Consider the following 22,985-nt stretch of genomic DNA (forward strand, 5'->3'; position numbering starts at 1 on the left):
GTGCAGAACAGCCGGGATCAGAGACCGAGCAGCCCCCGCACCCGTGCGGCAAAATCCTCGCCGCGCTTCTCGAAGCTGTCATACTGGTCAAAGCTCGCCGCCGCGGGGGCCAGCAGCACCACCTCGCCCGGCTGCGCCTCGGCATGGGCGCGGGCCACCGCCTGTTCCATGGTGGTGCAGATCTCCGCCTCCACCCCGGGCAGGCCAAGCGCAAACCCCGCCGCCTCGCGCCCGATGACATAGGCCTTGGTCACATGCGCCAGACCCGGCGCCAGACCGGTGAGCCCGCCCTCCTTCATCAGCCCGCCGCAGATCCAGCGGATGTTGCCGAAGGCCAGCAGCGCCTTCACGGCAGCGTCCACATTGGTGGCCTTGCTGTCATTGACCCATGTGATGCCGCCCGCCTCGGCGATGATCTGGCTGCGATGCGGCAGACCCTCGAAGCTGTGAAAGGCCGCCTCCACCTCGCGCGGGGCCAGCCCCAGCGCGCGGGTGGCGGCATAGGCGGCGCAGGCGTTCTGGTGGTTATGGGCGCCCGGCAGGCCGCGCACCGGACGCAGGTCGATGGAGGCCACCTGCCGCCCCTTGCGCCATTCGGTCAGAAAACCCTTGCGCGCAAAGACATGCCAGCCCGGCCCCGCCAGCTTCGTCCCCGAGGAGATGCGGATCACGCGGTCATCGGTCGGCCCTTCGGCCAGCTGGTTGGCCAGATAGCGGCCCTCGTTCTCGTCCACTCCGATCACGCAGCGGTCCGGCCCGCCTTCGGCAAAGAGCCGCCGCTTGGCGGCGAAATAGCCGCCCATCCCGCCATGCCGGTCCAGATGATCGGGCGAAAGATTGGTGAACACCGCCACGTCCGGGGTCAGCGCCCGCGCCAGATCGGTCTGGTAGGAGGACAGCTCCAGCACCACCACGCCGCCATCCTCGGGCGGCTCGATATCCAGCACGCCGCGCCCGATATTGCCCGCAAGCTGGCTTTCGCGCCCGGAACTGGTCAGGATGTGATGGATCAGCGCCGAGGTGGTGGATTTGCCGTTGGATCCGGTCACCGTCACCACGCGCGGCGGGCTGTCGAAGCTGTCCCAGCCCTCGCCCCCCAGCGCACGGAAGAACAGCCCGATGTCATTATCCACCGGCACCCCCGCCGTCCATGCCGCGGCAACAACCGGGTTGGGGCTGGGGTAAAGATGCGGAATGCCGGGGCTCACCACCAGCCAGTCGACACCGTCGAACCCGCCCTCGCGGGCCAGATCGCGCGCCACGAAGCCCTCGGCCTCGGCCCGCGCCCGCGCCTCGGGATTGTCGTCCCAGACCAGCACATCCGCCTCGCCCGCGCGCAGCGCCCGCGCCGCCGAAAGGCCGGACCGCCCCAGCCCCAGCACCGCGACCACGCGTCCTTCAAACCCGCTGACCGGAATCATGCCAAAGCCTCCTTCTGCGCCTGTTACCCCAGCGCTACCGGATCCCGCCCGCCAAGGCCAGAGAGCGCCCCATCCTCGGCCCCGTCAGCGCTCGGGCTTCCCGTCCCAGCCCCGCTCCCGCCTTCTTCTGACCAAAAATATCCCGGGGGTCCGGGGGCAGCGCCCCCGGCCCGCGCTCAGCGCAGCATCACACCCGGCGCGGCGCTCAGCGCAGCTTCAGCGTGGCCAGCCCGATCAGCGCGAGGATCAGCGAAATGATCCAGAAGCGGATGACGATCTGCGGCTCGGCCCAGCCTTTTTTCTCGTAATGATGGTGGATCGGCGCCATCAGGAACACCCGCTTGCCGGTGCGCTTGAAATACAGCACCTGAATGATCACCGACAGCGCCTCGACCACAAACAGCCCGCCGACGATGGCCAGCACGATCTCGTGCTTGGTGGCGACGGCGATCGCCCCCAGCGCGCCCCCCAGCGCCAGCGAGCCGGTATCGCCCATGAACACCGCCGCAGGCGGCGCGTTATACCACAGGAATCCCAGCCCCCCGCCGATCAGCCCGGCGGTGAAGATCAGGATCTCGCCGGTGCCGGGGACGTAATGCACATCCAGATATTCGGTGAAATCGGTGCGCCCCACCGCATAGGCGATGATGCCCAGCGTGCCCGCGGCGATCATCACCGGCATGATGGCAAGCCCGTCAAGCCCGTCGGTCAGGTTCACCGCATTGGCCGCGCCCACGATGACGATCATCGCGAAGGGCACGAAGAACCAGCCCAGATACAGCAGCGCGTTCTTGAACACCGGAAAGGCCAGATAGCCGGTCAGCTCGTCAGGATGCAGCCATGCCGCCCACGCCCCGGCAATGCCCGCGATGGCAAAGCCCAGCAGCAGCCGCACCTTGCCCGACACCCCCGCCGAGGTCTGTTTCTTGACCTTGGCATAGTCATCGGCAAAGCCGATGGCGGCATAGCTTATGGTCACGAACAGGATCATCCAGACAAAGCCGGTATCAAGCCGCGCCCAGAGCAGGGTTGAGCTGAGCAGCGCGCCGACGATCAGCAGCCCGCCCATGGTGGGGGTGCCCGCCTTGAGGAAATGCCCCTCCGGCCCGTCGCTGCGGATCGGCTGGCCCTTGCCCTGACGGCGGCGCAGCACGTCGATCAGCGGTCGCCCGAAGATGAACCCGAACAGCAGTGCGGTCAGGAACGCGCCCCCGGCGCGGAAAGTGATGTAGCGGAACAGATTGAACAGATCGCCGCCATCACTGAGGCTCGTCAGCCAGTAGAGCATATGCCCGGTCCTTCGGTCTCAAACGGTCGCGGGGCCATGGCCCATTTTCCGGATCGCGTCAACCACGCGGCCCAGCCCCATGGACAGCGACCCCTTCACCAGCACCACGTCGCCCGCATCCAGATCATGCGCCACGCGGGCCGCCATGCTGGCGCTGTCCTCGCACCAGTGGCCGCGCTGCCGCTCTGGCAGGCTGCGCCACAGCTCGCGCATCAAGGGGCCCACGCAATGCACGATGTCGATGCGCTCCATGCCGGGCCGGGTGGCCAGCGCGCGGTGCAGCGCCTGTTCCTCGCGGCCCAGTTCTTTCATGTCGCCCAGATAGGCGATCCTCCGCCCATGGCTGACCCGGCCCAGCCCGTCCTTGGGTCGCGCCCCCGCCAGCACCTCCAGCGCCGCCCCCAGCGAGGCGGGGTTGGCGTTATAGGCGTCGTCGATCAGATCAAGCGTCAGATGCGGTTCGACCTTGTCCAGCACGATGACCTCGCGCAGGCCGCGCCCGGCGCCCGCCTGCCACTGCCCCAGCGCGGTGACGGCCAGCGCCCGGTCCAGCCCCAGCGCATGGGTCACGGCGAGCACGCCCATGGCGTTGATGGCGAAATGCCGCCCCGGCACCGCCACCTTGTAAAGCACCGGCGTGCGCCATGCCCGCCCGCGCGCAACGGTGGCGGCATCGCAGACCGTCACCTCCTCGACGCGGTGGTGGTTGTGCGGCGCCTCGCCGAATTCGATGACCTGTGCGGCATGGGATGCGGCGCTGCGCAGGATCGGCGTCACCGGCAGATCGCCGTTGATGATCGCCACGCCCCCCGGCTCCAGCCCCTCGAAGATCGCGGCCTTTTCGCGGGCGATGCCCTCAAGGCTGTCGAAGGCGGCCAGATGCGCGGCGGCGACGATGGTCACCATGGCCACATGGGGCCGGGCCATGCGCGACAGCGGCGCGATTTCGCCGGGATGGTTCATGCCGATCTCGATCACGGCAAAATCCACCTCCCGCGGCATCCGCGCCAGCGTCAGCGGCACGCCCCAGTGGTTGTTGTAGCTTTTTTCGGCAGCATGGACCGAGCCCTGCCCGCCCAGAACCGAGCGCAGCATCTCCTTGGTGGAGGTCTTGCCGACCGAGCCCGTCACCGCCACCACGCGCGCGCGGCTGCGGGCGCGGGCGGCGCGTCCCAGCGCCTCCAGCCCCGCCTGCACATCCGGCACCAGCAGCAGCCGGGCCGGATCCACGCCCTCAGGAATGCGGCTGACGAGGGCTGCGGCAGCGCCCTTCTCCAGCGCCTGCGCCACAAAATCATGGCCGTCGCGCGCGGCCTGCAGCGCCACGAACAGATCGCCCGGCTCCAGCGTGCGGGTGTCGATGGACACGCCCCGCGCCTGCCAGTCGCCCGCCACGGTGCCGCCTGTCGCGGCAGAAGCCTCGGCTGCCGTCCAGAGCATCACAGACCCCTCCCATCAAGTGCCGCCACGGCAAGGCTCGCCTGTTCCACATCGTCAAAGGGATAGACCGTGTCGCCGACGATCTGCCCGGTCTCGTGGCCCTTGCCGCAGATCATCAGCGCATCCCCCGGCGCCAGCGCGTCGACGCCGCGCAGGATCGCCTCGGCGCGGTCGCCGATTTCGGTGGCGCCCGGCGCCCCCGCCAGCACCTGCGCACGGATCGCCGCCGGATCCTCGGACCGGGGATTGTCGTCGCTGACGATGACCATATCCGCATGGGCCAAGGCCGCCGCCCCCATCAGCGGGCGCTTGCCCGGATCGCGGTCGCCGCCCGCGCCGATGATGGCGATGAGCCGCCCCATCACATGCGGGCGCAGCGCGCGCAGCGCCGTGGCCACCGCATCGGGAGTATGGGCAAAATCCACATAGACCGCCGCGCCATTGTCCCGGCTCGCGGCCAGCTGCATGCGCCCGCGCACCGTCTCCAGCCGTTCCAGCGCGCGGAAGACCGGTGCGGGCTCGGCGCCGCAAGCCAGCGCCAGCCCCGCCGCCAGCGTGGCGTTCTGGCCCTGAAACCCGCCGATCAGCCCCAGCCGCAGCTGCTGTACGGCGCCGCGCCATGACAGGCGCAGGATCTGGCCGGTGGCGTCGAAGCGTTGCCCCAGAATGCGCAGATCCGCGCCATGGGTTTCGCCGACGCTGATCGTGTTCTGCCCGCGTGCCCGCGCGATGGCCAGCATGTCGATGCCGCGCGCATCGTCCAGATTGATGACCGCCGTGCCATCCTCGGGCAGCACCCGGGCAAAAAGCCCGGCCTTGGCGGCAAAATATTCCTCGAAATCCGCATGATAATCGAGGTGATCCTGCGTGAAATTGGTAAAGCCCGCCGCCCGGATCTGCACCCCGTCCAGCCGCCGCTGGTCCAGCCCGTGGCTCGAGGCTTCCATCACGCCATGATCGACGCCGGAGCGCGCGGCATCAGCCAGCGCGCGGTGCAGGGTCAGCGGATCGGGGGTGGTGTGTTTCAGCGGCGCCTGCCAGTCGCCCTCGATCCCGGTGGTGCCAAGGTTGATGGCGCGGAAGCCCAGTTCCTGCCAGATGCGGCGCAGGAAGGTGGCGACGCTGGTCTTGCCGTTGGTGCCGGTCACCGCCACCATCGTGGCGGGCTGCGCGCCGAACCACAGCGCCGCGGCATAGGCCAAGGCCGCGCGCGGCTCTGCCGCCACGATCAGCGCGGCCTCGCTGCCCGCCAGCGCCTCGGCGGCGAGGGCCGCCCCTTCGGCATCGGTCAGCACCGCGGCCGCCCCCCGCTCCAGTGCCGTGGCGATGAAGCGCGCGCCATGCACGCGGGTGCCGGGAAGCGCTGCGAACAGATGGCCCTGTGCCACCTCGCGGCTGTCCAGCGACAGGCCGGTGACGCGGGCCTCGCGTCCGCCCCGTGCGGTCAATCCCAGATCGGTCAGGCTCTTGCCTTCGCCCATGACCACCCCTTCGTTCCTTTGGATCCTGCGCTGCCACGCCGGGGCGGGGTTATTCGCCCTCGGCCCGGACCATGGTCAGCTGCGCCACTTCTGGCAGATCATATTCGGGACGCAAGCCCAGAAGCGGCGCGATTCTGCCGATCATCTCGGCGGCCACCGGCACTGCCGTCCAGCCTGCGGTGCGGCGCGGTTTCGGCCCCGAGGTTTCCACCGGCTCGTCCAGCGTGACCACCAGCACATAGCGCGGGTCATCGGCGGGGAACATCGTGGCGAAGGTGGTGATCACCTTGTCCTCGTAATAGCCGCCGCCGTTTTCCTTGGGCTTGTCGGCGGTCCCGGTCTTGCCGCCCACCTTGTAACCCGGCACCTCGCCAAAGCTCGCGGTGCCTTCGGTGACCACCTTGCGCAGCATGCTGCGCGCGGCGGCGGCGGTGGCTTCGGACATCACGCGCGGACCCTGAACGGGGGCGGCCTGCTTCAGCAGCGTCGGCTTCACCAGATGGCCGCCATTGGCGATGGTGGCATAGCCCGTCGCCAGATGCAGCGGCGAGGCCGAAAGCCCGTGCCCGTAGGAAATCGTCACCGTGCTCAGATCGGTCCAGCGCGAGGGAACCAGCGGCTTGCCGCCCTGTGCCTCGACGATCTCCAGCCCGGTGGCGTCAAAGAAGCCCATGCTGCGCAGGAATTCCTGCTGCCGCTGCGGCCCGATGGCCAGCGCCAGCTTGCCGGTGCCCCGGTTGGAGCTGTTGACGATGATGCCCTCGACGGTCTGCTTGCCGTAATTGTGGCCGTCGAATTCGCCGATGCGGAACCCCGACACAGAGAAGGGCGGCGAGGTGTCGATGACGGTCTGCGGCGTCACCAGCCCCATGTCCATGGCCTGCGCGGCAGCAAAGATCTTGAAGGTCGAGCCCAGTTCATAGACCCCCTGCACCGCGCGGTTGAACAGCGGGCTGTCCGAGGGGCGGCCCTTGGTCGGCGGGCGCGGGCGGTCGTTGGGATCAAAATCCGGAAGCGAGGCGATGGCGATGACCTCGCCCGTATCCACATCCATCAGCACCGAAGCGGCACCCTTGGCATTCATCAGCATCATGCCGGACTGCAGCACCCGCTCGGTCGCGGCCTGCACCGACAGATCCAGCGACAGTTCCAGCGGCGCACCTTCGCGCGCGGGATCGCGCAGCGGCTCGTCAAAGAACCGCTCGATCCCGGCCGTGCCGATCACCTCGGCGGAATCCACGCCCTCGCGGCCAAAGCTCGATCCGCCCAGAACATGCGCGGCCAGCGTGCCATTGGGATAAAGCCGCATCTCGCGCGGGCCGAACAGCAAGCCCGGCTCGCCGATGTCATGCACCAGCTGCATCTGCTCGGGGCTGATCTTCTTGCGCACCCACAGGAACTTGCGCTTGGGATCGGTGAAATCCTTCACCATCCGCTCTTCGTCCAGATCGGGGAAGATCGCCGCCAGTTCCTTGGCCGCGCGCACCGGCTCCACCATCTGATGAGGATGGGCGTAAAGCGAATGGGTTTCCATGTTGGTGGCAAGGATACGGCCACGGCGGTCGACGATATCGGCCCGCGACGCGACGATGGAGGCGCCGCCCGCCTGCGCACGCGGCTCTTCGGGGGAGGATTGCGCAATCACCCCCATCCGCACGCCGATGGTCAGGAAGGCCAGAAAGAACACGGCCCCCAGCACCAGAAGGCGGCTTTCGGCGCGCATCCGGGCCCGGTCGCGCAGCTGTTCGTGGCGGATGCGCAGGTTCTCGCGTTCGATGGCGTCGGGGTTTTCGCCCCGGCGGCGCGCCTCAAGAATGCGGGCAAGCGGGCGTAGCGGGGTGCGGGTCATGGCTCCAGCCCATCCTTTGCGCCGATCACATCCACCGCGTCGGTCACCACCAGCGCGCGGGTGTCGGGATAGTTGACCTGATCGATGCGCCCGAACTGTTCGGGACGCATGGCCAGCAGGTTCAGCCGTTCAAAATTGATCTCGGCCAGCTCGCGCAGACGGTCGGGCCGGTTGAGATAGGCCCATTCCGCCCGCAGGATCGACAGGCGCGCGCGGGCATCCCCGATGTCGCGCTGCAGATCCTCGACATGGTCCAGCGCGGCCTGCGTTTCATAATTCTCGTGATAGGCCCAGAAGCTGAGCCCGATCACCGCCATGAAGCTGGTCACATAGAGAAGTGTCCGCATCAGCTTTTCCCCCTCAGTTGCGGCATGGAAATCAGGTCCGCCCCCACCTCGCCGGGCTGCGCCTCGGTGCGGCGGGCGACGCGCAGCCGGGCCGACCGGGAGCGCGGGTTGACGGCCAGTTCCGCGTCATCGGCCCCCACCGCCTTGCGGGTGACGGCGGCAAAGCGCGGGGTGTCCACCTCGGCCTCGGGCGCATGGCGGCTGACCGATCCCAGCCGACCCGTGCGCGCCTGCAGGAAGCGCTTGACCATGCGGTCCTCGACGGAATGGAAGGTCACCACCGCCAGCGCGCCGCCGGGACGCAGCGCGCGTTCGGCGGCCATCAGCCCGCGCCACAGCGCGCCATATTCGTCATTGACCGCGATGCGCAGCGCCTGAAAGCTGCGGGTGGCCGGGTGCGACTGGCCGGGTTTGGGACGCGGCAGGCAGGCCTCCACGATGGAAGACAGCCGCGCCGTGGTCTCGATCGGCGCCTCGCCGCGCGCCCGCACGATGGCCTTGGCGATCCGGCGCGAGGCGCGCTCCTCGCCATAGGTGTAAAGGATGTCCGCAAGCTGCGTCTCGTCCAGCCGCTTGACCAGTTCGGCGGCGGATTCGCCCTGCTGTTCCATGCGCATGTCCAGCGGGCCGTCCTTCTGAAAGGAAAACCCCCGCTCCGCCCGGTCCAGCTGCATGGAGGACACGCCCAGATCCAGCACCACGCCATCCACCTGCGTGGCATGGGCATCCATATTGGCGAAATTGTCCACGACCAGTTCCAGCCGGTCGCCATAGTCCCCGATCCAGCCCTGCGCCATCTCATGCGCCAGCGGATCGCGGTCGATGCCGATCACCCGGTCGGCACCCGCCTCCAGAAGGCCACGGGCATAGCCCCCTGCCCCGAAGGTGCCGTCGATCCATGTGCCGCTGACCGGCGCCACCGCCGCCAGCAGCGGGCCCAGCAGCACGGGAACATGGGGGGCGCGGTCAGTCATGGCTCAGCTCTCCGTCTCGTCCAGAAGCGACAGCGGGTCGAAATCCTCGGGCATCTCGTCCAGGAATTCTTCCGTCTTCGCCAGTTCTTCAGCCTCATAGGTTTCAGGCTTCCAGATCTGGAACGTGTCGACATTCGAGGTGAAATAGGCCCAGTCCTCCAGCCCGATCTTCTCGCGCAGCTTGGCAGGCAGCACGATCCGCCCGGTCTCGTCCACCGAGGTGGTGACGGATTGCGTGGAAAACAGCCGCTCCAGGATGCGCCGGTTCTGCGACCCGCGCGGCATGTCAGAGATGCGGTCCTCGACCGCCTCGATCTCCTGGATGGTGTAGCATTCCAGATATTTGCGGCGGTGATCGCCATAGACGACCACAAAATTCGGGTTGAGCCCTTCGGTCCAGTCCGGGTCACCGGCTTCCAGCACGCGGCGGAAGCTGGCCGGGATCGACACGCGCCCCTTGCCATCCACCTTGTTGCGGCTTTCGCCTCGGAACCTCAGACGTCGGCTCACTGTCCCTGCCTACGTCCCCCCAGAACGGAATACGGCGGGTTGATCCGCTGCCACTGATCAACCCGCCGCCTTGACCCGTCTTGCGGGCTGGTCCAGCTACGCGTGCCACCTGGGGGGATGTCTGCTCGCCCACGCGCTGGAGTCTTCTGGTCACGGCGAAGAAGGGATGCCTGTATGAACCTGCTTTTTTTTGTTTTTTCCGGGATTTTCGGGGTCTTGCTGCCCCTCTCCCGACCTTCGCCGTGGTTAAAGGTATGTCATGGGAATTCATGGGCCGCAACAGAATTTTACGGGAAATCCCCACATGATCTTGTCCACAGACCCCTGTTGAAAACCAAATCTTGCGTGACAGTTGCGTAAAACGACACGACATTTGGTAAGGGCTGGACGATGATGCTCAATATATGGTAACGGCGCCGTGAACAAATCCCGCCCATGATTTCCCGCCCCCAGAGCGAAAAACAGCGCCTTACATCTGTGCAAACCTGCCTTATCTCTCCGGACGCCGAATGGCCAGAGCCAGAATCAGCCGTTTTCACAGAAAAATCCCGCCAATCGACATGCCCGGATTCGAGCTCTCCACCCCTCTCCCATGTTTTCCCATGCGCTACCCCCAGACGATGCAGCGTGACGGCAAGGCGGCTGTTTGTAGTGTAGCTGTAGCGTGACGGCCAAACTTGCAGTGATTTACAGCCAAACTTACAGCAAAGCATTTTTGCGCTGGGCGGCTTGAACGGGCGGTTCAAGGCCCGTTCAAGCCCCACCGCCACGAATCAGCCGATCCCGTAGGCCGAGGCGAAGAAGGCATCGACGCGCGCGCGCTCTGCTGCGGCGGCGCTGGCCAGCAGGTCGGTATCCCAGATCATCAGGTCGGAGATGTGGCCGCTCCAGAGCCCGCTGCCGGGGGTGTCGCCCAGCACCGTGGCGCTGCTGACGGTCGGATCGCTGCCGGTGCCCGCAACCGCCGCTCCGCCATTGACGGCGATCCGCGTGACCGATGTGCCGTCATAGGAGGCGAGGACCGAAAACCAGTCGCCAAACCCGGTGAAGGCGATGTCGGTGTTGTTGGTGCCGCCGCAGCGCAGCCGCAGGGTCTCGGTGCCGATCCGCCCGAGATAGAAGGTCTGCCCGCTGCCCGCCCCCACCAACATGCGCAGCGCCGATGTCAGATCATCAAGCCGCGCCACCACCGCAATCGTCCAGGCGCCGGTCCAGGGCAGGTTTGCCCCGGACATGCCGTAGGTATCGCCGTTCGCATCGTCAAACAGCGCCGCCGGAAAAGACCCAAGCGCTGCATCGGCGAGGGTGGCACCGCCGCCGCGCGGGGTCAGCACGCGCCCGCTGCCTGCCCGGTCGGTCCAGCTGTCGATGGTGTCGCCGGTCAGGTCGACATGGGCGGCGTCGGCCTGAAACCAGTGCACGAGGTTTTCGGAGGCCAGCAGCCCGGCGGCGAGGCTTTCCCCCACCGGCAGGCTCGTATCGGTGAAAAGGGTATCGAGGCGAATTCCGGACATGGCCGTCTCCTTAGCTGACTGCCACGCGCTGGCGGCAGATGTAGAAGCGAATTTCGGGGGTGGTGAACTCGGTATAGCCTGCCGCGTGCCAGAAGCTGCGCGGGCCGGGGATGTAGATCGAGGCCATGCCGCCGGGGCGGGTCTCGTCTGTGGTGTTGGTGTGCCCCGCCACAGAGATCGTCGGGTTGGCGCCACCGGGCACGGCATCGAGCGTGACCACGATGCTGCGGCTGGTGGCCGAGGCGGTGACCAGCGCAACGGAGACGATCGCGGCGCTGTCGCTGTCATCGCCATAGTGGATCCCGCCATGCTCCAGAGCCGGCATCCAGTCGTCATCCAGCATCAGGAAGCCCGCCGGGCCGTCGAGTTCCAGCGTGATCACCGCGCCCTCCCGGCTGGCCGAGGTGATGTGCAGCGGCGTGAACCCCGCCCCGCTGCGCACCCGGTCATAGACATGGGCAAAGAGCTCGCCGGTCATCAGCTTGCCGGTCATGTGGATGCCGTTATCGACGGTGCGCTCGTGATAGACCGGGCCGATGCAGACCACGTCCGGATCGGTGAGCGCCGTGTCGAGCGTGTCCAGCGCGGTCTGGCGGATCGTGGTGCCGTTTGGCGTCGCGGCGTCGGTGATGTAGCTGTTGGGCTGGTAGGTGATCACCTTGGGCCGCACGTCTGCCGCGACATTGGCCTCCAGCGCCGCGCCATAGCCGCAGACCTCATCGGCGAAGGCCGAAAGCAGCGCGCCGTAATCGTCATAGCCGGTGAAATCCAGCCCCTCATGCCCGATCAGGAAATGCGCATACATGATCAGGTCACGGCCATAGGTGCCCTGCATCAGCGTCTCCGCCGCCGGGATATAGCTGGCGATGTTGTCACCCTTGGGGGTGCCCGCCATGTATTGCGTGAGCGACGTGCCGCTTTCGGCGGAGGTGAGCTGCAGGTAGACGCGCTGCTCCCGCGCCTCGCGCGCGTCGGTGGCGATGGCGCTGAACTGGATCACGTCCGGGGTGAACTGCCCGGCAGTGCCGCTGTCTTCATCCTGCCCCGAGGGCACGATCGCGCTCAGATCCCCGGGGGAATAGGCGGCGGCCGAGCCGGTCCCGTCGCCCCAGCTGGTGCCATGCGCCGAGCGGAAGGCCCGGTGCGGATCGCGGACCCCGCGCAGGACAAAGCCGTTGATGCCCGCCTCCTTATTACCCCCGAGGAAAATGTTGCTCTGGCCCGAGACGCTCAGCAGCTCCACCGGCTGACGGGTCACGGCGAACGCCAGACCCGACCCCGCCACCGGATAGAGCACATCGACCGGCCCGAAGGCCGTGGGCATGGTGACCAGGTGATGCGTCGCATCATAGATCCGGTGGTTCCAGCCGGGCACGTTCCGGAACAACCCGCCGGGCACGGCACTGCCCGCGCCCCCGACAAGGGATTGCAGCAGGGTGATGGTCTGCTCTGACAGGGCGGGCAGGATCAGCTTGCCATCCGGCTCCAGCCCCAGCGCCATGTGCCCTTCGGCATCCCGGACCAGCGGGATGCGCGGAACATCCCGCGCCGCCAGAGCGGGCACCGAGACTCCGAGGCCCTGCGCATGGAAGCTGCCGTCGCGCCTGAAGCCACCGGCCACCTTGCCCGCGCGGTCCATCACCGGCCACGCCCAGCCCTCCACGCCGTCGCGGCCCAGACCCCCGGCCCGAACCCGGGCCACATCCCGGCTGACGGCGGCGCGGGCCTGCGCCTCCGCCTCGAACTCTGCTTGTGCTGCGGCTTCAAGGTTGCCCCGCGCTGTGGCGGCGTCGGCCACGTCGCTCAGGTTGGCGGCAGAGTTGAGCTTGCCGGACAGGCCCGTGTCGCTGATCCACACCCAGCGGCCCCAGCTGTCATTCCAGCTATAGCGCCCGGCATTTGGCACGCTGTCGCCGTCATAGCCCGTGCCGCTGGCGTCGCTATGCGTACCGGTGTCGCTGTCCGACACCTCACCGGCGGTGCCGTCGACAGAGGGCGTGATGGCCAACAGACCAGTCCAAGTGGCCGCCGCCACAAAGCCCCCAACCTGCGCCTCTTCCAGCGTCTGGACGCGGGTGGGCAGGTCTTCGGCGTCCAGCGTGGCGAGGTCGGCCCCGATCTCCTGATATTCGGTGCGCATCACGTCGATCTCGGCCGCGAGAGCATCGGCCTGCTCGCTGCTGGCCCGGCCCGCAATCGCCTCGGCCAAAGCGCCAGAGGCGGCGAGCCGGGTGCTGAGGCTGGCGAGCGGCAGCATCCCCAGCGTGCCGTCGTCATGCGCCAGCAGGTCCTCGGCGCTGGCGAGGTTGGTAAGGTCGATGGTTCTGACGCCGTTGTCGGGCATGGGCTTATCCTCAGAAGATAAGAGTGGAGAGTGGCCCGGCGGTGGGGCCGGAAACATTGTCAACATTGCACGGCGCGAGGCGGTATTCGACCGGGCCTGCGGGGGCGCAGGCGGGGGTGCGTATATAAAGGAGCGCTGCGGTCACCGCGCCGTCGAAACCGGCTGAGGCGGCGAGGCGGAAGTGGGTGTTGCCGGAGGCGGCGGTGAGCTCGGCGAAGTGCCAGCCCGTGCCGCTGACGGCGGCGCCCTGCTGCAGGAGGCCGCCCGCCAGCTCGGGTGTGAGCGTGCCCGCGACATGAGGGCCGATCTGGAAGGCCACGCGATAGGTGCTGCCCAGGTTAAGCGTGACGTCCTGGCTGATCACGCCCGCGCTGCCGGGGCTGTGGCTGGCCTGCCCGCCGCCCACGGTCCAGCCGCTGCCCGCCGTCCAGACGCCGAACTCGTCGAAGCCGCCATCGGCGAGCAGGCTGGCCCGGGTGGCATCGCCATCCACCAGCGTGACCGTGGCGCCCGGCGTGACCGGGCGCGGCTCCCCGAGCGCGTCGGTCTCCGGATCAAAGGCCGCCCCCGCCGCCGTGCGGTAAAGCTGCACCGTGACGGTGGCGGGATCGCTGACCGCCAGAGCCAGCGTGGCATGGCCGAGCCCGCCGCGGGCCACAATGCCCTCGGGGTCGAGGGCGGCAGGCACCGGGGCCGCGCTGGCGCCGATCACATGGGTGCGCAGCAGCTCCGCGATGGCGTGATCGACATTCTCCAGCACCAGCGTGGCCGAGGCGGGCGCCTCCTCCATGTCGCCCGGCACCTCCGCCGAGAGCAGCGCAAACAGGAACGGCTCACTGGCAGGATCGGCCCCGCGCCAGCTTGACCGCGTGCCATAGACCAGCGGGTCGGTGCTGATCCGCTCGGTGGGATCGGTGCTGAGCCGGATTGGTGCCTCGAGATCGGGATGCGTGACCTCGATCAGCAGCACCTCCACCTCACCCGGCGCCAGCCCCTCGCGGGCGCGGCGGGCATTGAGAGATAAGGTTCTCATGGCATCACCCAGATGTCGAAGGAGAGGGTAAAGCTCGCCCCGCGCAGCGTCTCGGAGGGCAGGCTGTCACCAAAGAGGCAGAGCCATTGCGCCGACAGGAGCAGCGGCGCGCCGCCGGGGGTACGCAGGTAGTGCCCTTCGGGCGTGAGCAGCGGCCAGCCATCCGTGGTCGGATCAGGCATGAAGAAGGGCCGCGCCCCGTGCCGCGTCGTCTCGCGCCAGAAGCGGTCGAACACCGCCTTCTGCGAGCGGCTCAGCACCAGCGACAGCGCCACGCTGCGCGGCACGGAAGAGTAGCGGCGGGCATAGGCGGGCGGGCCGGTCTCGGCGCTGCGCGCCCCCGCGCCTCGACAGCGCTCTGCCGGTAGCCGTCGCGCAGCGGCCGGGGCAGCTCGGCGGGCCAGACCGCCGTCATCGGCCCGGCCTCTGCGGGCGCGCGCCCAGGCCCGCCAGCGTGCTGCGCGCCCGGCCGCCGGGCGTGGTCATGGCATCGGCCACGGCATCCGACAGCACGAAGCGCATCTGGCGCCGCCCGCCCTCGAGGCGCTCTTCGGTCTTCACGTCAACACCCCGCCCGGACTGGTCGATGAAGGTGATCTGCGGCCTCTGCGGCAGCATCGCCGCCCCCACAGGTCCGACCGCCCCGCCCTGGGCAAAAGCCGCCAGCGGCGGCATGCCGCCCGCATTGATCGCCTCCAGCAGCGCGCGATGCCGCGCGGTGGCATTGCCGCCGTCGCAGATGTGCGGCCATGTCGTTCGCGATTTCGGCGCGGTCATCAGCAGGCCTCCCAATAGCCGTCGCGCAGCCAGCCATGCCAATGCGGCTGGCGGCGCACCGAGGGGCGCAGCGTCGGCTCGGTGCGCGATCCGTTCCAGAGCCATGACGGCACGCCGGACTGCGGCCTGAACTCCACCCCGGTCAGGATGTGGTCGAGCGCGCCGCAGCCGCAGGGGCAGAAGAACCACATGTAAGAGACGCGGTCGGTGCCCGGATCGGTGAAGTGCACGCTGCCCGGCAGGCGGCGGGCGCGGAACTCGGTGCGGGCGTCAAAATGGATGGCCCGGATCATGCGAAGCCCATGATCTCGCGCGCGGCCCGCGCAGCTTCGGCATTGACCGAACCCCGCGCCACGCCCGCCTCCAGCTTTGCGGCAAGCTCGGTCTGCAGCGCCTCGCGCGCCTCGCGGGCCACCCGCTCGCGTTCGTCGGCCAGCAGCTTCTCCCGCAGGCCGGAGCTTGCCATCAGATCCTTGACCATGCGCCCCAGCGCCATCAGGTCCTTGGGCTCCAGATGGCCGTCCTCCTCGCGCACCGCCCGGATCATCTGCACGGCAGAGGTGGCGATCATCTGCACCAGCACCTTGTGCAGCTCGCCCTCCGCCGCGATGTCCATGTCCGACAGCAGCGTCTCGGCAATGGAAAAGGCCTCGCGCTGGTCCTTCAGCGCCTTGGAGAACCTGCCCACCGCCGTCTTGCCGATGCTGACCTCCAGCCCGCAGTCCTGCAGCCGGAAGTTCAGCTCCTCGGTCACCGCCACGATCTCGGCAAAGCCGCGCGCCTCCAGCGCCTCGCGCAGCCAGGCGCGCAGCTCGGGCGGGATCAGGTCCAGTTTGGCCGGAGCGGGCATGGCTCAGATCCTCGGGCGCGGGCGCTGGACGCGACATTGTCGCAGCCATAGAAGCCGCCCTTGAACGCAAAGGGCTCTCCGCGTCTGCGGCATCGCTAAAAGCGATTGGAAACCCGTCGCTGATCAAGAACCTGAAGAACCGGCCCACCGACCGAGAGCGTGCGCACCCGATCGACAATCTTCGGGCGCTGGCAGATGCGCTCGGGCTCGAGTTCTATTTTGGGCCGCCACGGGCTGTTGAGGCGACGACCCAGATCAACGGCGAGCGCTTCGCCACCGTCCCGCGCTATGCCGCCACGGCTGCAGCCGGAGACGGGCTGGTCAACCCGGAGGATCAGACGGTCGACCACCTTGCCTTCTCTCTCGACTGGCTGATGCAGAACGGCATCCGTCCGGAAGAGTGCATGCTGATCACCGCACGCGGCGACAGCATGGCACCGGCCATCTCGGACGGGGATCTGGTGATGCTGGACCGGCGCAAGACCGCGATCACCTCGGGAAAGATTTACGTCTACAACGACCCGGAAGATGGCACTCGTCCAGGGCGCAGCGAAAGACTGGTTTGCGCCGTGGCAGGCAGCCCGTAGCGCTGATCTGGGCGCGATGGCCTTGATGCTCCCGCCGGTTGACTAGGGCGGGCCGTCTGTGTCAGACGCGCGGCTTTCATGAAGCACCCCGGCGCGCTGGCCCCGGGCCCAGCCGAAGGAAGGATCCATGGCACTCACTCTGCGTCGCAATCGCGACCGCGATCTGGCGCCCTTGGCAGCTATGCTGACGGACGCGGAAATACCCTTGCTCAATCCCAATGCAAAAGTGCCCTTCGATGAGGTGGAATGGCATCGCAAGTGGCTTGGAGACAGTGAGGATGTCTCTTTCTACCTTCAGGATGCTGCGGGACGGGACGTCGGGTTCTTCGCCCTGCGGGAGGGTATTGGGCCGGAAGTGCGGCACCTCACCTATGTCTATCTCGCCGAAGAGGCGCGCGGCGGGGCTGCCGCGGAACTGACGGAGCGGGTGGAGCAGGCGGCGCGGGATCTCGACGCGCTGATCCTGACCTTGAAGGTGGATCTCGACAACGCGCCCGCCTTCAATGCCTATGTATCGGCAGGCTACGAGGAGCTGTCCCGTCGCCACGGCATGGCTACGATGCGGCTGGATCTGGAGAAGCGGTTCACCGCATGACCAGTGCGATCTGGCGGGGTCTGCCGGGACGCCGCAGGTGGCCGCAAGCCATGCCTCGCCGACATTGGGGCTGGATGGCGTGAGGTGCCGCACGCATGCCCTCTCCTCGATCACCAGCGCGGGCAACCACGCAGCCAAGACAGTTCAGGCCTTCCGGCGTAAAATCGGGGGCCACTCGAGCAGGCCTTCGCAACAGGCGCGTGGCAGCTCATGGGCCTGTTTTATTTGCCTATTCGCCATGTGGGACAGAGGCGCAGAAGTGGGTGATCCCCGGCCCACTTCCGAATGCGCCCACGAGGCCGAAATTTCGACGTAAAAGTTCTTTAAAACAGGCGTTTAGGTAGATTTCACAAAGCTATATCGGGTTTTATCCCTCCGGCGGCGGGACGCCGAAAATAATGTGCCCCGCTGGCCTTCGTAAGGCGGTTTCGGCTGCGACTGCAAAACACGCCCTCCAGCCCGCGCGCCGCACGAAGCTCTGAGTTCATTACCTTTCTGGCATCTTCCGAGCGCCGCTGCCGTCACTGCAAGAATAGATGTCACTCCGCCCGGGCCTTCGGGACCGACCAGACCGGCGCTGAACCCGAGGATGGCAGCGGGCTGCACCGCGCTCACGGCCAGAGCACCCTGCGCGGCACCGGCAAAGGCGGTGCTGTCGTCGGTCACGCACGTCCAGTCCCCGGCCGCGGTGCCGAAGGCGCTGCAGTGCCCGGCATTGGCGACCGTGGAACTGGTCTGCGGATCGGGATGGCTGCCGGTATCCTCGGGGCTGACCTCGGGCTGGCTGATCGCCTCTGGCGCCAGCGCCGCCCAGCTCGGGCGCAGCAGGCTGGCTAAAAAGGGGCCCGGTCCAGTTCGGCCAGCCGGTCGGCCACGGCGCCGGAGGCGGCGAGCCGGGTGCTGAGGGCGGGCACGGGGAGCATTCCCAGCGTGCCGCCGTCATGCGCCAGCAAGTCCTCGGCGCTGGCGAGGCTGGTAAGGTCGATGGGTCTGACGCCATTGGGCGTATCCTCAGAAGACAAGAGCCCGACGGTGGCGCCGGAAACACTGTCACCATTGCGCGGCGCGAGGCGGTATTCGGCGGGGCCTGCGGGGGCGCAGGCGGGCGGGCTCCGCGATCCTCGGCTGGGGACCGGCGCTGCCATGCCTTGCCGGAGCCGCGCCGCCGAGATCCATGCAGCGGCGCTGCGACGGGGGGAAAGCCCGTGCGGTCAGGCCCGGACGCAAGCGCGCGCAAAATACGAAAAACGGCCGCACCCGGAGGTGCGGCCGTTTTTGAACTTGCCGTCAGGCAGGGAATCAGGCGGCGCGCAGGCCCAGCACCTCGTCGACCTGCCGGGCGGCGGCCACTTCGTCGCCACCGGAGACGGCGGCCACTTCGCGGGTCAGCCGTTCCAGCGCGGCTTCGTAAAGCTGACGCTCGGAATAGGACTGCTCGCGCTGGTCATCGGCGCGGTGCAGGTCGCGCACCACTTCGGCGATGGCGATCAGGTCGCCGGAATTGATCTTTTGCTCATATTCCTGCGCGCGGCGCGACCACATGGCCCGCTTGACCTTGGCCTTGCCCTTGAGCGTCTTCATGGCCTGATTGACCACATCCGGCGTCGACAGCGACCGCATGCCGATCTCGCTTGCCTTGTGCGTGGGCACACGCAGCGTCATCTTGTCCTTCTCGAAGGAGATCACGAACAGTTCCAGCGTAATGCCGGCGATTTCCTGCTCTTCGATGGACATGATCTGACCCACGCCATGCGCAGGGTAGACCACGTAGTCATTCGGGCGGAATTCGTTCTTCTTGGTCTTGGTCATCCAACAGCGTCCTTAGCAGCCAAACCCTGCACGCGGGCGACAGAAAAGACGGACGGATATGCAAAGCATCCCGTTCGCCTGAAGATCAGCGTCCTCTTGCTCATGCTCCGGGAATTGACCCGTGCGTGCCTGTGCTTGGTTTCAACATGAGTGCCCCTGAACATAGCACAAAAAGCACGCCCTTCCTAGGACTCTGCCGTTTGGGCAAACATGCCTTTTGTTCCAAGGGCTTGGAGAAAATTTCAAACCTGCGGTGCGCAGGCCGCGGCGAATCGCTGATCAGCCGCCCTCGCCCGGCGCTTCGGAGAAATACTTCTCCAGCTTGCCGGCTTCGCCGTCGCGCTCCTCGGCCTCGGGCAGCTGGTCCTTCTTGGTGACCAGCACCGGCCACATCTCGGAATACTTGCGGTTGAACTCCACCCATTTTTCCATGTCCGGCTCGGTGTCGGGCCGGATCGCATCGGCGGGGCATTCGGGTTCGCAGACGCCGCAGTCAATGCACTCGTCGGGATGGATCACCAGCATGTTCTCGCCCTCGTAGAAACAGTCCACGGGGCAGACTTCCACGCAGTCTGTGTATTTGCAGGCGATGCAATTGTCGGTGACGACATAGGTCATGGGCTTGGCATTCCGCTTGGGCAGGAGATCGGTGATTCCCTAGACCAGCGGCCGGGATCATTCAAGCACATCCCGGCTGCGGTCCAGCATGCGCCGGTCACGTTTTGTGGGGCGGCCCCCGCCATCGTAGCGGGGAGCCTGTGCCTGTGGCGGATCAGCCTGTGGCGGGGCCAGATCCTCGTAAAGCGCCTGCGCCTCGGGGGCGGGACCGCGCCTGTCGCCAAGCGCCGAGATGCGGATCACCCGCACCGCGCGCGCCTGAGTGAAGGTCAGCACATCCCCCGGCCCCACCGCGGAGGCGGGTTTGGAGACGCTGGTGCCATTGACCCGCAGCCCGCCCGACACGGCCTTGGCGGCAAGGCTCCGCGTCTTGAAGAAGCGGGCCTGCCACAGCCATTTGTCGATCCGCAGCTTCAGCGGCGGGCTGTCGGGGTCAGCGGCCACTCAGGACTTGCTCTTGAACCCCATCAGCGCGGCGGCGAAGGGGTTGTCGGGATCGATGCGGTCCTTCTTCTCGGGCCGCGATTCAAAGGTCTTGGGACCGCTGTCGGGACGCGGACCCTTGCCGCCGCCCTTGGGGCCACCCTTGCCGCGACCGCCCTGACCGGGCTTGCCGCCGCCTTTCGGGCCGCCCTTGCCCCGGCGCTCGCCGCCGCCTGCGCCCTCGGCGCCTGCACCTGCACCTGCGTCACGGTCGCGCGGCGCGCGCCGCGATCCGCCTTCGCGGGGTTCGCGGGCCTGACCGCCTTCACGCGGCTCGCGGGCGCCCTGACCTTGGCCCTGACGTCCGCCGCGCGCACCCCGGGTGCCGCCCCAGGTGAAGGTGTAGAAGGCTTCCATCTCCGGACCGGCCAGCGCCTCGTCGGGGGCGGTGCCGGGCAGGATTTCCTCTTCGGGGGTCTCGGCGATGTGGTCGCTGACCTCTTCGCCCTGAGCGTCCTCCGCCACGGGCGCCACACCCTCGTCCTCCAGCTCGATGGCTTCGGGCACCGCATCGGCGGCGGCGGGCGTGTCGGCGGGATCGGCCATGGCGGCGGGCGTGGCTTCCACCTCGCGCGCGGCATCAAAAACCGGCTGCTCCTCGGCGGGTTCCGCCTCGGGCTCGCTGGTTTCGGTCACCACGCGGTCTGCGGCACGGACCTTGCTCCGCTCGCCCTTTTCGGCGCGGTAGCCCATGCCCTGCATCAGATCGGCGAACTGGTCCAGCGTCATGCCGGTAATCGACAGCATGTCGGGCTTGGCTTCGAACCCGCCCCGGCTGTCCTCGCCGCGCAGCATGTCGGCCAGACGTTCCAGCATGTCGATGCGGATCGCGCGCTCGCCCGCCGGACGGTAGCCTGCCAGCGTGTAATGCTGCATCGGCACGTCGCGGATATTGGGCACGGTCACCAGCCCCGGCGGCGGCGCCTCGGGGAAATGATCCAGCCCGTTGGCCAGCGACCACAGCACCAGCCGCAGCCGGGTCGGCGCGGGCTTCAGCAGCAGCGGCATGAAGATGGTGTACTGGCCGAACCGGACACCGTGCTTGCGCAGCGCGCCCCGGCTGTCCTGATCCAGCTGCTTGACGTCCTCGGCGACCTGCGAACGGGGAATGATCCCCATCGTCTCGACCAGCCGGAAGGCGAAGCCGCGCGCCAGACCGGCCAGCGCCTCGTCGCGCTGGATGGCCAGCAGCGGCTCGAACAGGGCCGCGATCTTGCGGTCGATGAAATGCTGCAGGCGGCGTTCCACCTTCTGCGCCACATCATGCCCGGCCTCTTCGTCGACAAAGACCGAGATTCGCGGCTTCAGCGGGTCATCGCCCTTGACCAGCTTGCCCACCGCCTGAGCGCCCCACATGAGGCCCCCCTGCTCGGTGAAGTCGATCTCGGTGTCGGGGGCGTTATAGAACCGGTCCGCCCGCAGGTGGAAATGCGGCGCCAAAGCCTGCAGCGACGCGGTTTTCAGCGTCTTTGCCTCCTGCCCCGTCGCGCCGGCATCCTGCCGGAAGCGGAAGCCCTCAAGCCGACCGACGAATTCGCCTTCGACGGTCACTTCTCCGTTGTCGTTCACCTCGGCCAAGAGGGTCTCCTTCTGCTTCAACCGGCGCAGCAGCACAGAGGTGCGCCGGTCTACAAATCTTTGCGTCAAACGCGCGTGGAGCGCGTCAGACAGGGAATCTTCTACCGCGCGGGTCGCCTCGCGCCAATGGCTTTCATCGTCGACCCAGTTCCGCCGCTGCGCCACATAGGTCCAGGTGCGGATATAGGCCAGCCGTTTCGACAACGCATCAATGTCCCCATCGGTTCTGTCGATGCGCTGCACCTGCTGCGCGATAAACTCCCGGGGGATGCTGCCGCGTTCGTGCAGATGCCCGTAGATAACCGACAACAGCCCAGAATGTTCGCCATGACTTATGCCGCGGAAATCGGGAATGCGGCAGACATCCCAAAGCAGCTGCACCGCCTGCGGGCTGGAGGCGCGGGCGCGCACCTCGGCCTGCGCCGTCAGCGACTTCAGCGCCATCAGGTCATCGGCCTCGCGCGCTTTCACCAGCGTCGGATCGTCGGGCGACATCTCCAGCGACTCGATCAGTTTTTCCGGGGTGCCAAAGGACAGTTTTGCGTTGCGCCAGTTGAGCTTGCGGAGCGGAGTGAAACTGTGGGCGGTGATCGCCTCCACCCAGTCGTCGGGGATCTGCCCCGCCTCGCCGGTGGTGCCGAAGGTGCCGTCGCGCATCCCCCGCCCGGCCCGGCCCGCGATCTGCGCCAGCTCGTTCGGCATCAATTCGCGCATCCGGCGGCCATCGAACTTTGTCAGCGACGAAAACGCCACATGGTCGATGTCGAGGTTGAGCCCCATGCCGATGGCATCGGTGGCGACCAGATAATCGACCTCGCCATTCTGATAAAGCTCCACCTGCGCGTTGCGGGTGCGCGGGCTGAGCGCACCCATCACTACGGCGGCGCCGCCCTTGGTGCGGCGGATCAGTTCGGCGATGGCATAGACATTGTCCACCGAAAACCCGACGATGGCGCTGCGCGGCGGCATCCGGCTGATTTTTTTCGAGCCCAGATAGCTGAGCTGGCTCATCCGCTCGCGGCGCAGGAATTCCACCCCCGGCACCAGTGCCGAAATCGGCCCGCGCATGGTGTCGGCGCCCAGAAACAGCGTCTCGTGCAGGCCGCGCATCCGCAGCAGCCGGTCGGTGAAAACATGGCCACGCTCGGGATCGGCGCAAAGCTGGATCTCGTCGATGGCGACAAAATCGCAGCCCATGCCCTCGGGCATCGCCTCAACCGTGCAAATCCAGTATTGCGCGCGCGGCGGCACGATGCGCTCTTCGCCGGTGACCAGCGCCGCCACCGAAGGCCCCCGGGCCTTGACCACCTTGTCATAGACCTCGCGGGCAAGCAGCCGCAGCGGCAGCCCGATCATGCCGGTCCTGTGACCCAGCATCCGGTCGATGGCGTAATGGGTCTTGCCTGTATTGGTCGGGCCAAGAACGGCCGCGATCCGTGCGCGTTGGGCCATGAAGCCGCCTTGTTCTCCGGCCCGGATCCCGAAGG

General features: G+C 67.5%; 23 protein-coding genes. 2 read left to right on the plus strand and 21 right to left on the minus strand.

Annotated features, from left to right (window positions below):
• Window positions 1-17: 17 nt before the first annotated feature.
• From murD to BLR51_RS27345, 16 genes are all read right to left on the minus strand, one after another.
• Entirely contained in the window at window positions 18-1,421 is a 1,404-nt protein-coding gene (murD, locus tag BLR51_RS04020; protein WP_089844231.1) for a UDP-N-acetylmuramoyl-L-alanine--D-glutamate ligase, read from the minus strand.
• A gap of 205 nt (window positions 1,422-1,626) precedes the next feature.
• Window positions 1,627-2,709, minus strand: coding sequence for a phospho-N-acetylmuramoyl-pentapeptide-transferase (mraY, locus tag BLR51_RS04025; RefSeq protein ID WP_089844233.1), 1,083 nt, complete (start codon window positions 2,707-2,709; stop codon window positions 1,627-1,629).
• Between the two features lie 18 nt (window positions 2,710-2,727).
• Window positions 2,728-4,152, minus strand: coding sequence for a UDP-N-acetylmuramoyl-tripeptide--D-alanyl-D-alanine ligase (locus tag BLR51_RS04030; protein WP_089844235.1), 1,425 nt, complete (start codon window positions 4,150-4,152; stop codon window positions 2,728-2,730).
• Window positions 4,149-5,630, minus strand: a complete 1,482-nt coding sequence (locus BLR51_RS04035) for a UDP-N-acetylmuramoyl-L-alanyl-D-glutamate--2,6-diaminopimelate ligase (RefSeq protein WP_089844237.1) — start codon at window positions 5,628-5,630, stop codon at window positions 4,149-4,151. Before BLR51_RS04035 ends, BLR51_RS04030 begins: the two co-directional genes overlap by 4 nt.
• Window positions 5,631-5,679: 49 nt before the next feature.
• Complete coding sequence (locus BLR51_RS04040) at window positions 5,680-7,479, minus strand: peptidoglycan D,D-transpeptidase FtsI family protein (protein WP_089844239.1); 1,800 nt, start codon at window positions 7,477-7,479, stop codon at window positions 5,680-5,682.
• On the minus strand, window positions 7,476-7,826 hold the full coding sequence (ftsL, locus tag BLR51_RS04045; protein WP_089844241.1) for a cell division protein FtsL: 351 nt from the start codon (window positions 7,824-7,826) through the stop codon (window positions 7,476-7,478). The genes BLR51_RS04040 and ftsL overlap by 4 nt, the downstream gene beginning before the upstream one ends.
• Window positions 7,826-8,800: a 16S rRNA (cytosine(1402)-N(4))-methyltransferase RsmH gene (gene rsmH, locus BLR51_RS04050; protein WP_089844242.1), complete on the minus strand. Its 975-nt coding sequence runs from the start codon at window positions 8,798-8,800 to the stop codon at window positions 7,826-7,828. Before rsmH ends, ftsL begins: the two co-directional genes overlap by 1 nt.
• A gap of 3 nt (window positions 8,801-8,803) precedes the next feature.
• Window positions 8,804-9,310 carry a division/cell wall cluster transcriptional repressor MraZ gene (gene mraZ / locus BLR51_RS04055; protein ID WP_089844244.1) on the minus strand — a complete coding sequence of 169 codons (507 nt, stop codon included), beginning with the start codon at window positions 9,308-9,310 and terminating at the stop codon, window positions 8,804-8,806.
• A 773-nt stretch (window positions 9,311-10,083) separates the two neighbouring features.
• Complete coding sequence (locus BLR51_RS04060; protein ID WP_165616724.1) at window positions 10,084-10,824, minus strand: LamG-like jellyroll fold domain-containing protein; 741 nt, start codon at window positions 10,822-10,824, stop codon at window positions 10,084-10,086.
• 10 nt (window positions 10,825-10,834) lie between these two features.
• Entirely contained in the window at window positions 10,835-13,168 is a 2,334-nt protein-coding gene (locus BLR51_RS27660) for a hypothetical protein (protein ID WP_165616725.1), read from the minus strand.
• Between the two features lie 10 nt (window positions 13,169-13,178).
• Complete coding sequence (locus tag BLR51_RS04065) at window positions 13,179-14,201, minus strand: carbohydrate binding domain-containing protein (protein WP_131821780.1); 1,023 nt, start codon at window positions 14,199-14,201, stop codon at window positions 13,179-13,181.
• Complete coding sequence (locus tag BLR51_RS04070) at window positions 14,198-14,488, minus strand: hypothetical protein (RefSeq protein ID WP_242656632.1); 291 nt, start codon at window positions 14,486-14,488, stop codon at window positions 14,198-14,200. Before BLR51_RS04070 ends, BLR51_RS04065 begins: the two co-directional genes overlap by 4 nt.
• Window positions 14,489-14,612: 124 nt before the next feature.
• Window positions 14,613-14,978 (minus strand): hypothetical protein, encoded by a 366-nt coding sequence (locus tag BLR51_RS04075; protein ID WP_089844251.1) that lies wholly within the window; start codon window positions 14,976-14,978, stop codon window positions 14,613-14,615.
• Window positions 14,978-15,271: a ubiquitination-like system serine protease family protein gene (locus BLR51_RS04080; protein WP_089844253.1), complete on the minus strand. Its 294-nt coding sequence runs from the start codon at window positions 15,269-15,271 to the stop codon at window positions 14,978-14,980. Before BLR51_RS04080 ends, BLR51_RS04075 begins: the two co-directional genes overlap by 1 nt.
• Window positions 15,268-15,828: a phage protein Gp27 family protein gene (locus BLR51_RS04085; RefSeq protein ID WP_089844255.1), complete on the minus strand. Its 561-nt coding sequence runs from the start codon at window positions 15,826-15,828 to the stop codon at window positions 15,268-15,270. Before BLR51_RS04085 ends, BLR51_RS04080 begins: the two co-directional genes overlap by 4 nt.
• Window positions 15,829-15,923: 95 nt before the next feature.
• Window positions 15,924-16,178: a hypothetical protein gene (locus BLR51_RS27345; protein ID WP_131821781.1), complete on the minus strand. Its 255-nt coding sequence runs from the start codon at window positions 16,176-16,178 to the stop codon at window positions 15,924-15,926.
• Between BLR51_RS27345 and BLR51_RS04090 the strand changes: the two genes are divergently transcribed.
• Together BLR51_RS04090 and BLR51_RS04095 are read left to right on the plus strand one after the other, a co-directional pair.
• Window positions 16,146-16,415, plus strand: a complete 270-nt coding sequence (locus BLR51_RS04090; RefSeq protein WP_242656640.1) for a S24 family peptidase — start codon at window positions 16,146-16,148, stop codon at window positions 16,413-16,415. The two genes, BLR51_RS27345 and BLR51_RS04090, sit on opposite strands and share 33 nt — an antisense overlap.
• 127 nt (window positions 16,416-16,542) lie before the next feature.
• Window positions 16,543-17,010 carry a GNAT family N-acetyltransferase gene (locus BLR51_RS04095; protein WP_089844260.1) on the plus strand — a complete coding sequence of 156 codons (468 nt, stop codon included), beginning with the start codon at window positions 16,543-16,545 and terminating at the stop codon, window positions 17,008-17,010.
• An 833-nt stretch (window positions 17,011-17,843) separates the two neighbouring features.
• Here BLR51_RS04095 and BLR51_RS27350 read toward each other — a convergent pair.
• From BLR51_RS27350 to BLR51_RS04115, 5 genes are all read right to left on the minus strand, one after another.
• Window positions 17,844-18,155: a hypothetical protein gene (locus BLR51_RS27350; protein WP_131821782.1), complete on the minus strand. Its 312-nt coding sequence runs from the start codon at window positions 18,153-18,155 to the stop codon at window positions 17,844-17,846.
• A gap of 154 nt (window positions 18,156-18,309) precedes the next feature.
• Window positions 18,310-18,819 (minus strand): CarD family transcriptional regulator, encoded by a 510-nt coding sequence (locus BLR51_RS04100; protein ID WP_089844262.1) that lies wholly within the window; start codon window positions 18,817-18,819, stop codon window positions 18,310-18,312.
• A gap of 279 nt (window positions 18,820-19,098) precedes the next feature.
• Window positions 19,099-19,437 carry a ferredoxin FdxA gene (fdxA, locus tag BLR51_RS04105; RefSeq protein WP_089844265.1) on the minus strand — a complete coding sequence of 113 codons (339 nt, stop codon included), beginning with the start codon at window positions 19,435-19,437 and terminating at the stop codon, window positions 19,099-19,101.
• Between the two features lie 57 nt (window positions 19,438-19,494).
• Entirely contained in the window at window positions 19,495-19,881 is a 387-nt protein-coding gene (locus BLR51_RS04110) for an Hsp15 family ribosome-associated heat shock protein (protein ID WP_207543545.1), read from the minus strand.
• Window positions 19,882-22,950 carry a helicase-related protein gene (locus BLR51_RS04115; RefSeq protein ID WP_089844267.1) on the minus strand — a complete coding sequence of 1,023 codons (3,069 nt, stop codon included), beginning with the start codon at window positions 22,948-22,950 and terminating at the stop codon, window positions 19,882-19,884.
• Between the last annotated feature and the right edge of the window lie 35 nt (window positions 22,951-22,985).

The organism is Salipiger marinus, from assembly GCF_900100085.1.
GTDB classification, from domain to species: domain Bacteria; phylum Pseudomonadota; class Alphaproteobacteria; order Rhodobacterales; family Rhodobacteraceae; genus Salipiger; species Salipiger marinus.

Bases quoted from the DNA above. Each gene is read 5' to 3' on its own strand.
- BLR51_RS04085 (WP_089844255.1), bottom strand. From the start codon at position 15,828: ATGCCCGCTCCGGCCAAACTGGACCTGATCCCGCCCGAGCTGCGCGCC.
- BLR51_RS04035 (WP_089844237.1), bottom strand. From the start codon at position 5,630: ATGGGCGAAGGCAAGAGCCTGACCGATCTGGGATTGACCGCACGGGGC.
- BLR51_RS04065 (WP_131821780.1), bottom strand. From the start codon at position 14,201: ATGAGAACCTTATCTCTCAATGCCCGCCGCGCCCGCGAGGGGCTGGCG.
- BLR51_RS27350 (WP_131821782.1), bottom strand. From the start codon at position 18,155: ATGGCAGCGCCGGTCCCCAGCCGAGGATCGCGGAGCCCGCCCGCCTGC.
- BLR51_RS04040 (WP_089844239.1), bottom strand. From the start codon at position 7,479: ATGACCCGCACCCCGCTACGCCCGCTTGCCCGCATTCTTGAGGCGCGC.
- fdxA (WP_089844265.1), bottom strand. From the start codon at position 19,437: ATGACCTATGTCGTCACCGACAATTGCATCGCCTGCAAATACACAGAC.
- BLR51_RS04075 (WP_089844251.1), bottom strand. From the start codon at position 14,978: ATGACCGCGCCGAAATCGCGAACGACATGGCCGCACATCTGCGACGGC.
- BLR51_RS04060 (WP_165616724.1), bottom strand. From the start codon at position 10,824: ATGTCCGGAATTCGCCTCGATACCCTTTTCACCGATACGAGCCTGCCG.
- BLR51_RS04115 (WP_089844267.1), bottom strand. From the start codon at position 22,950: ATGGCCCAACGCGCACGGATCGCGGCCGTTCTTGGCCCGACCAATACA.
- BLR51_RS04095 (WP_089844260.1), top strand. From the start codon at position 16,543: ATGGCACTCACTCTGCGTCGCAATCGCGACCGCGATCTGGCGCCCTTG.
- BLR51_RS27660 (WP_165616725.1), bottom strand. From the start codon at position 13,168: ATGCCCGACAACGGCGTCAGAACCATCGACCTTACCAACCTCGCCAGC.
- mraY (WP_089844233.1), bottom strand. From the start codon at position 2,709: ATGCTCTACTGGCTGACGAGCCTCAGTGATGGCGGCGATCTGTTCAAT.
- rsmH (WP_089844242.1), bottom strand. From the start codon at position 8,800: ATGACTGACCGCGCCCCCCATGTTCCCGTGCTGCTGGGCCCGCTGCTG.
- BLR51_RS04100 (WP_089844262.1), bottom strand. From the start codon at position 18,819: ATGACCAAGACCAAGAAGAACGAATTCCGCCCGAATGACTACGTGGTC.
- ftsL (WP_089844241.1), bottom strand. From the start codon at position 7,826: ATGCGGACACTTCTCTATGTGACCAGCTTCATGGCGGTGATCGGGCTC.
- BLR51_RS04080 (WP_089844253.1), bottom strand. From the start codon at position 15,271: ATGATCCGGGCCATCCATTTTGACGCCCGCACCGAGTTCCGCGCCCGC.
- murD (WP_089844231.1), bottom strand. From the start codon at position 1,421: ATGATTCCGGTCAGCGGGTTTGAAGGACGCGTGGTCGCGGTGCTGGGG.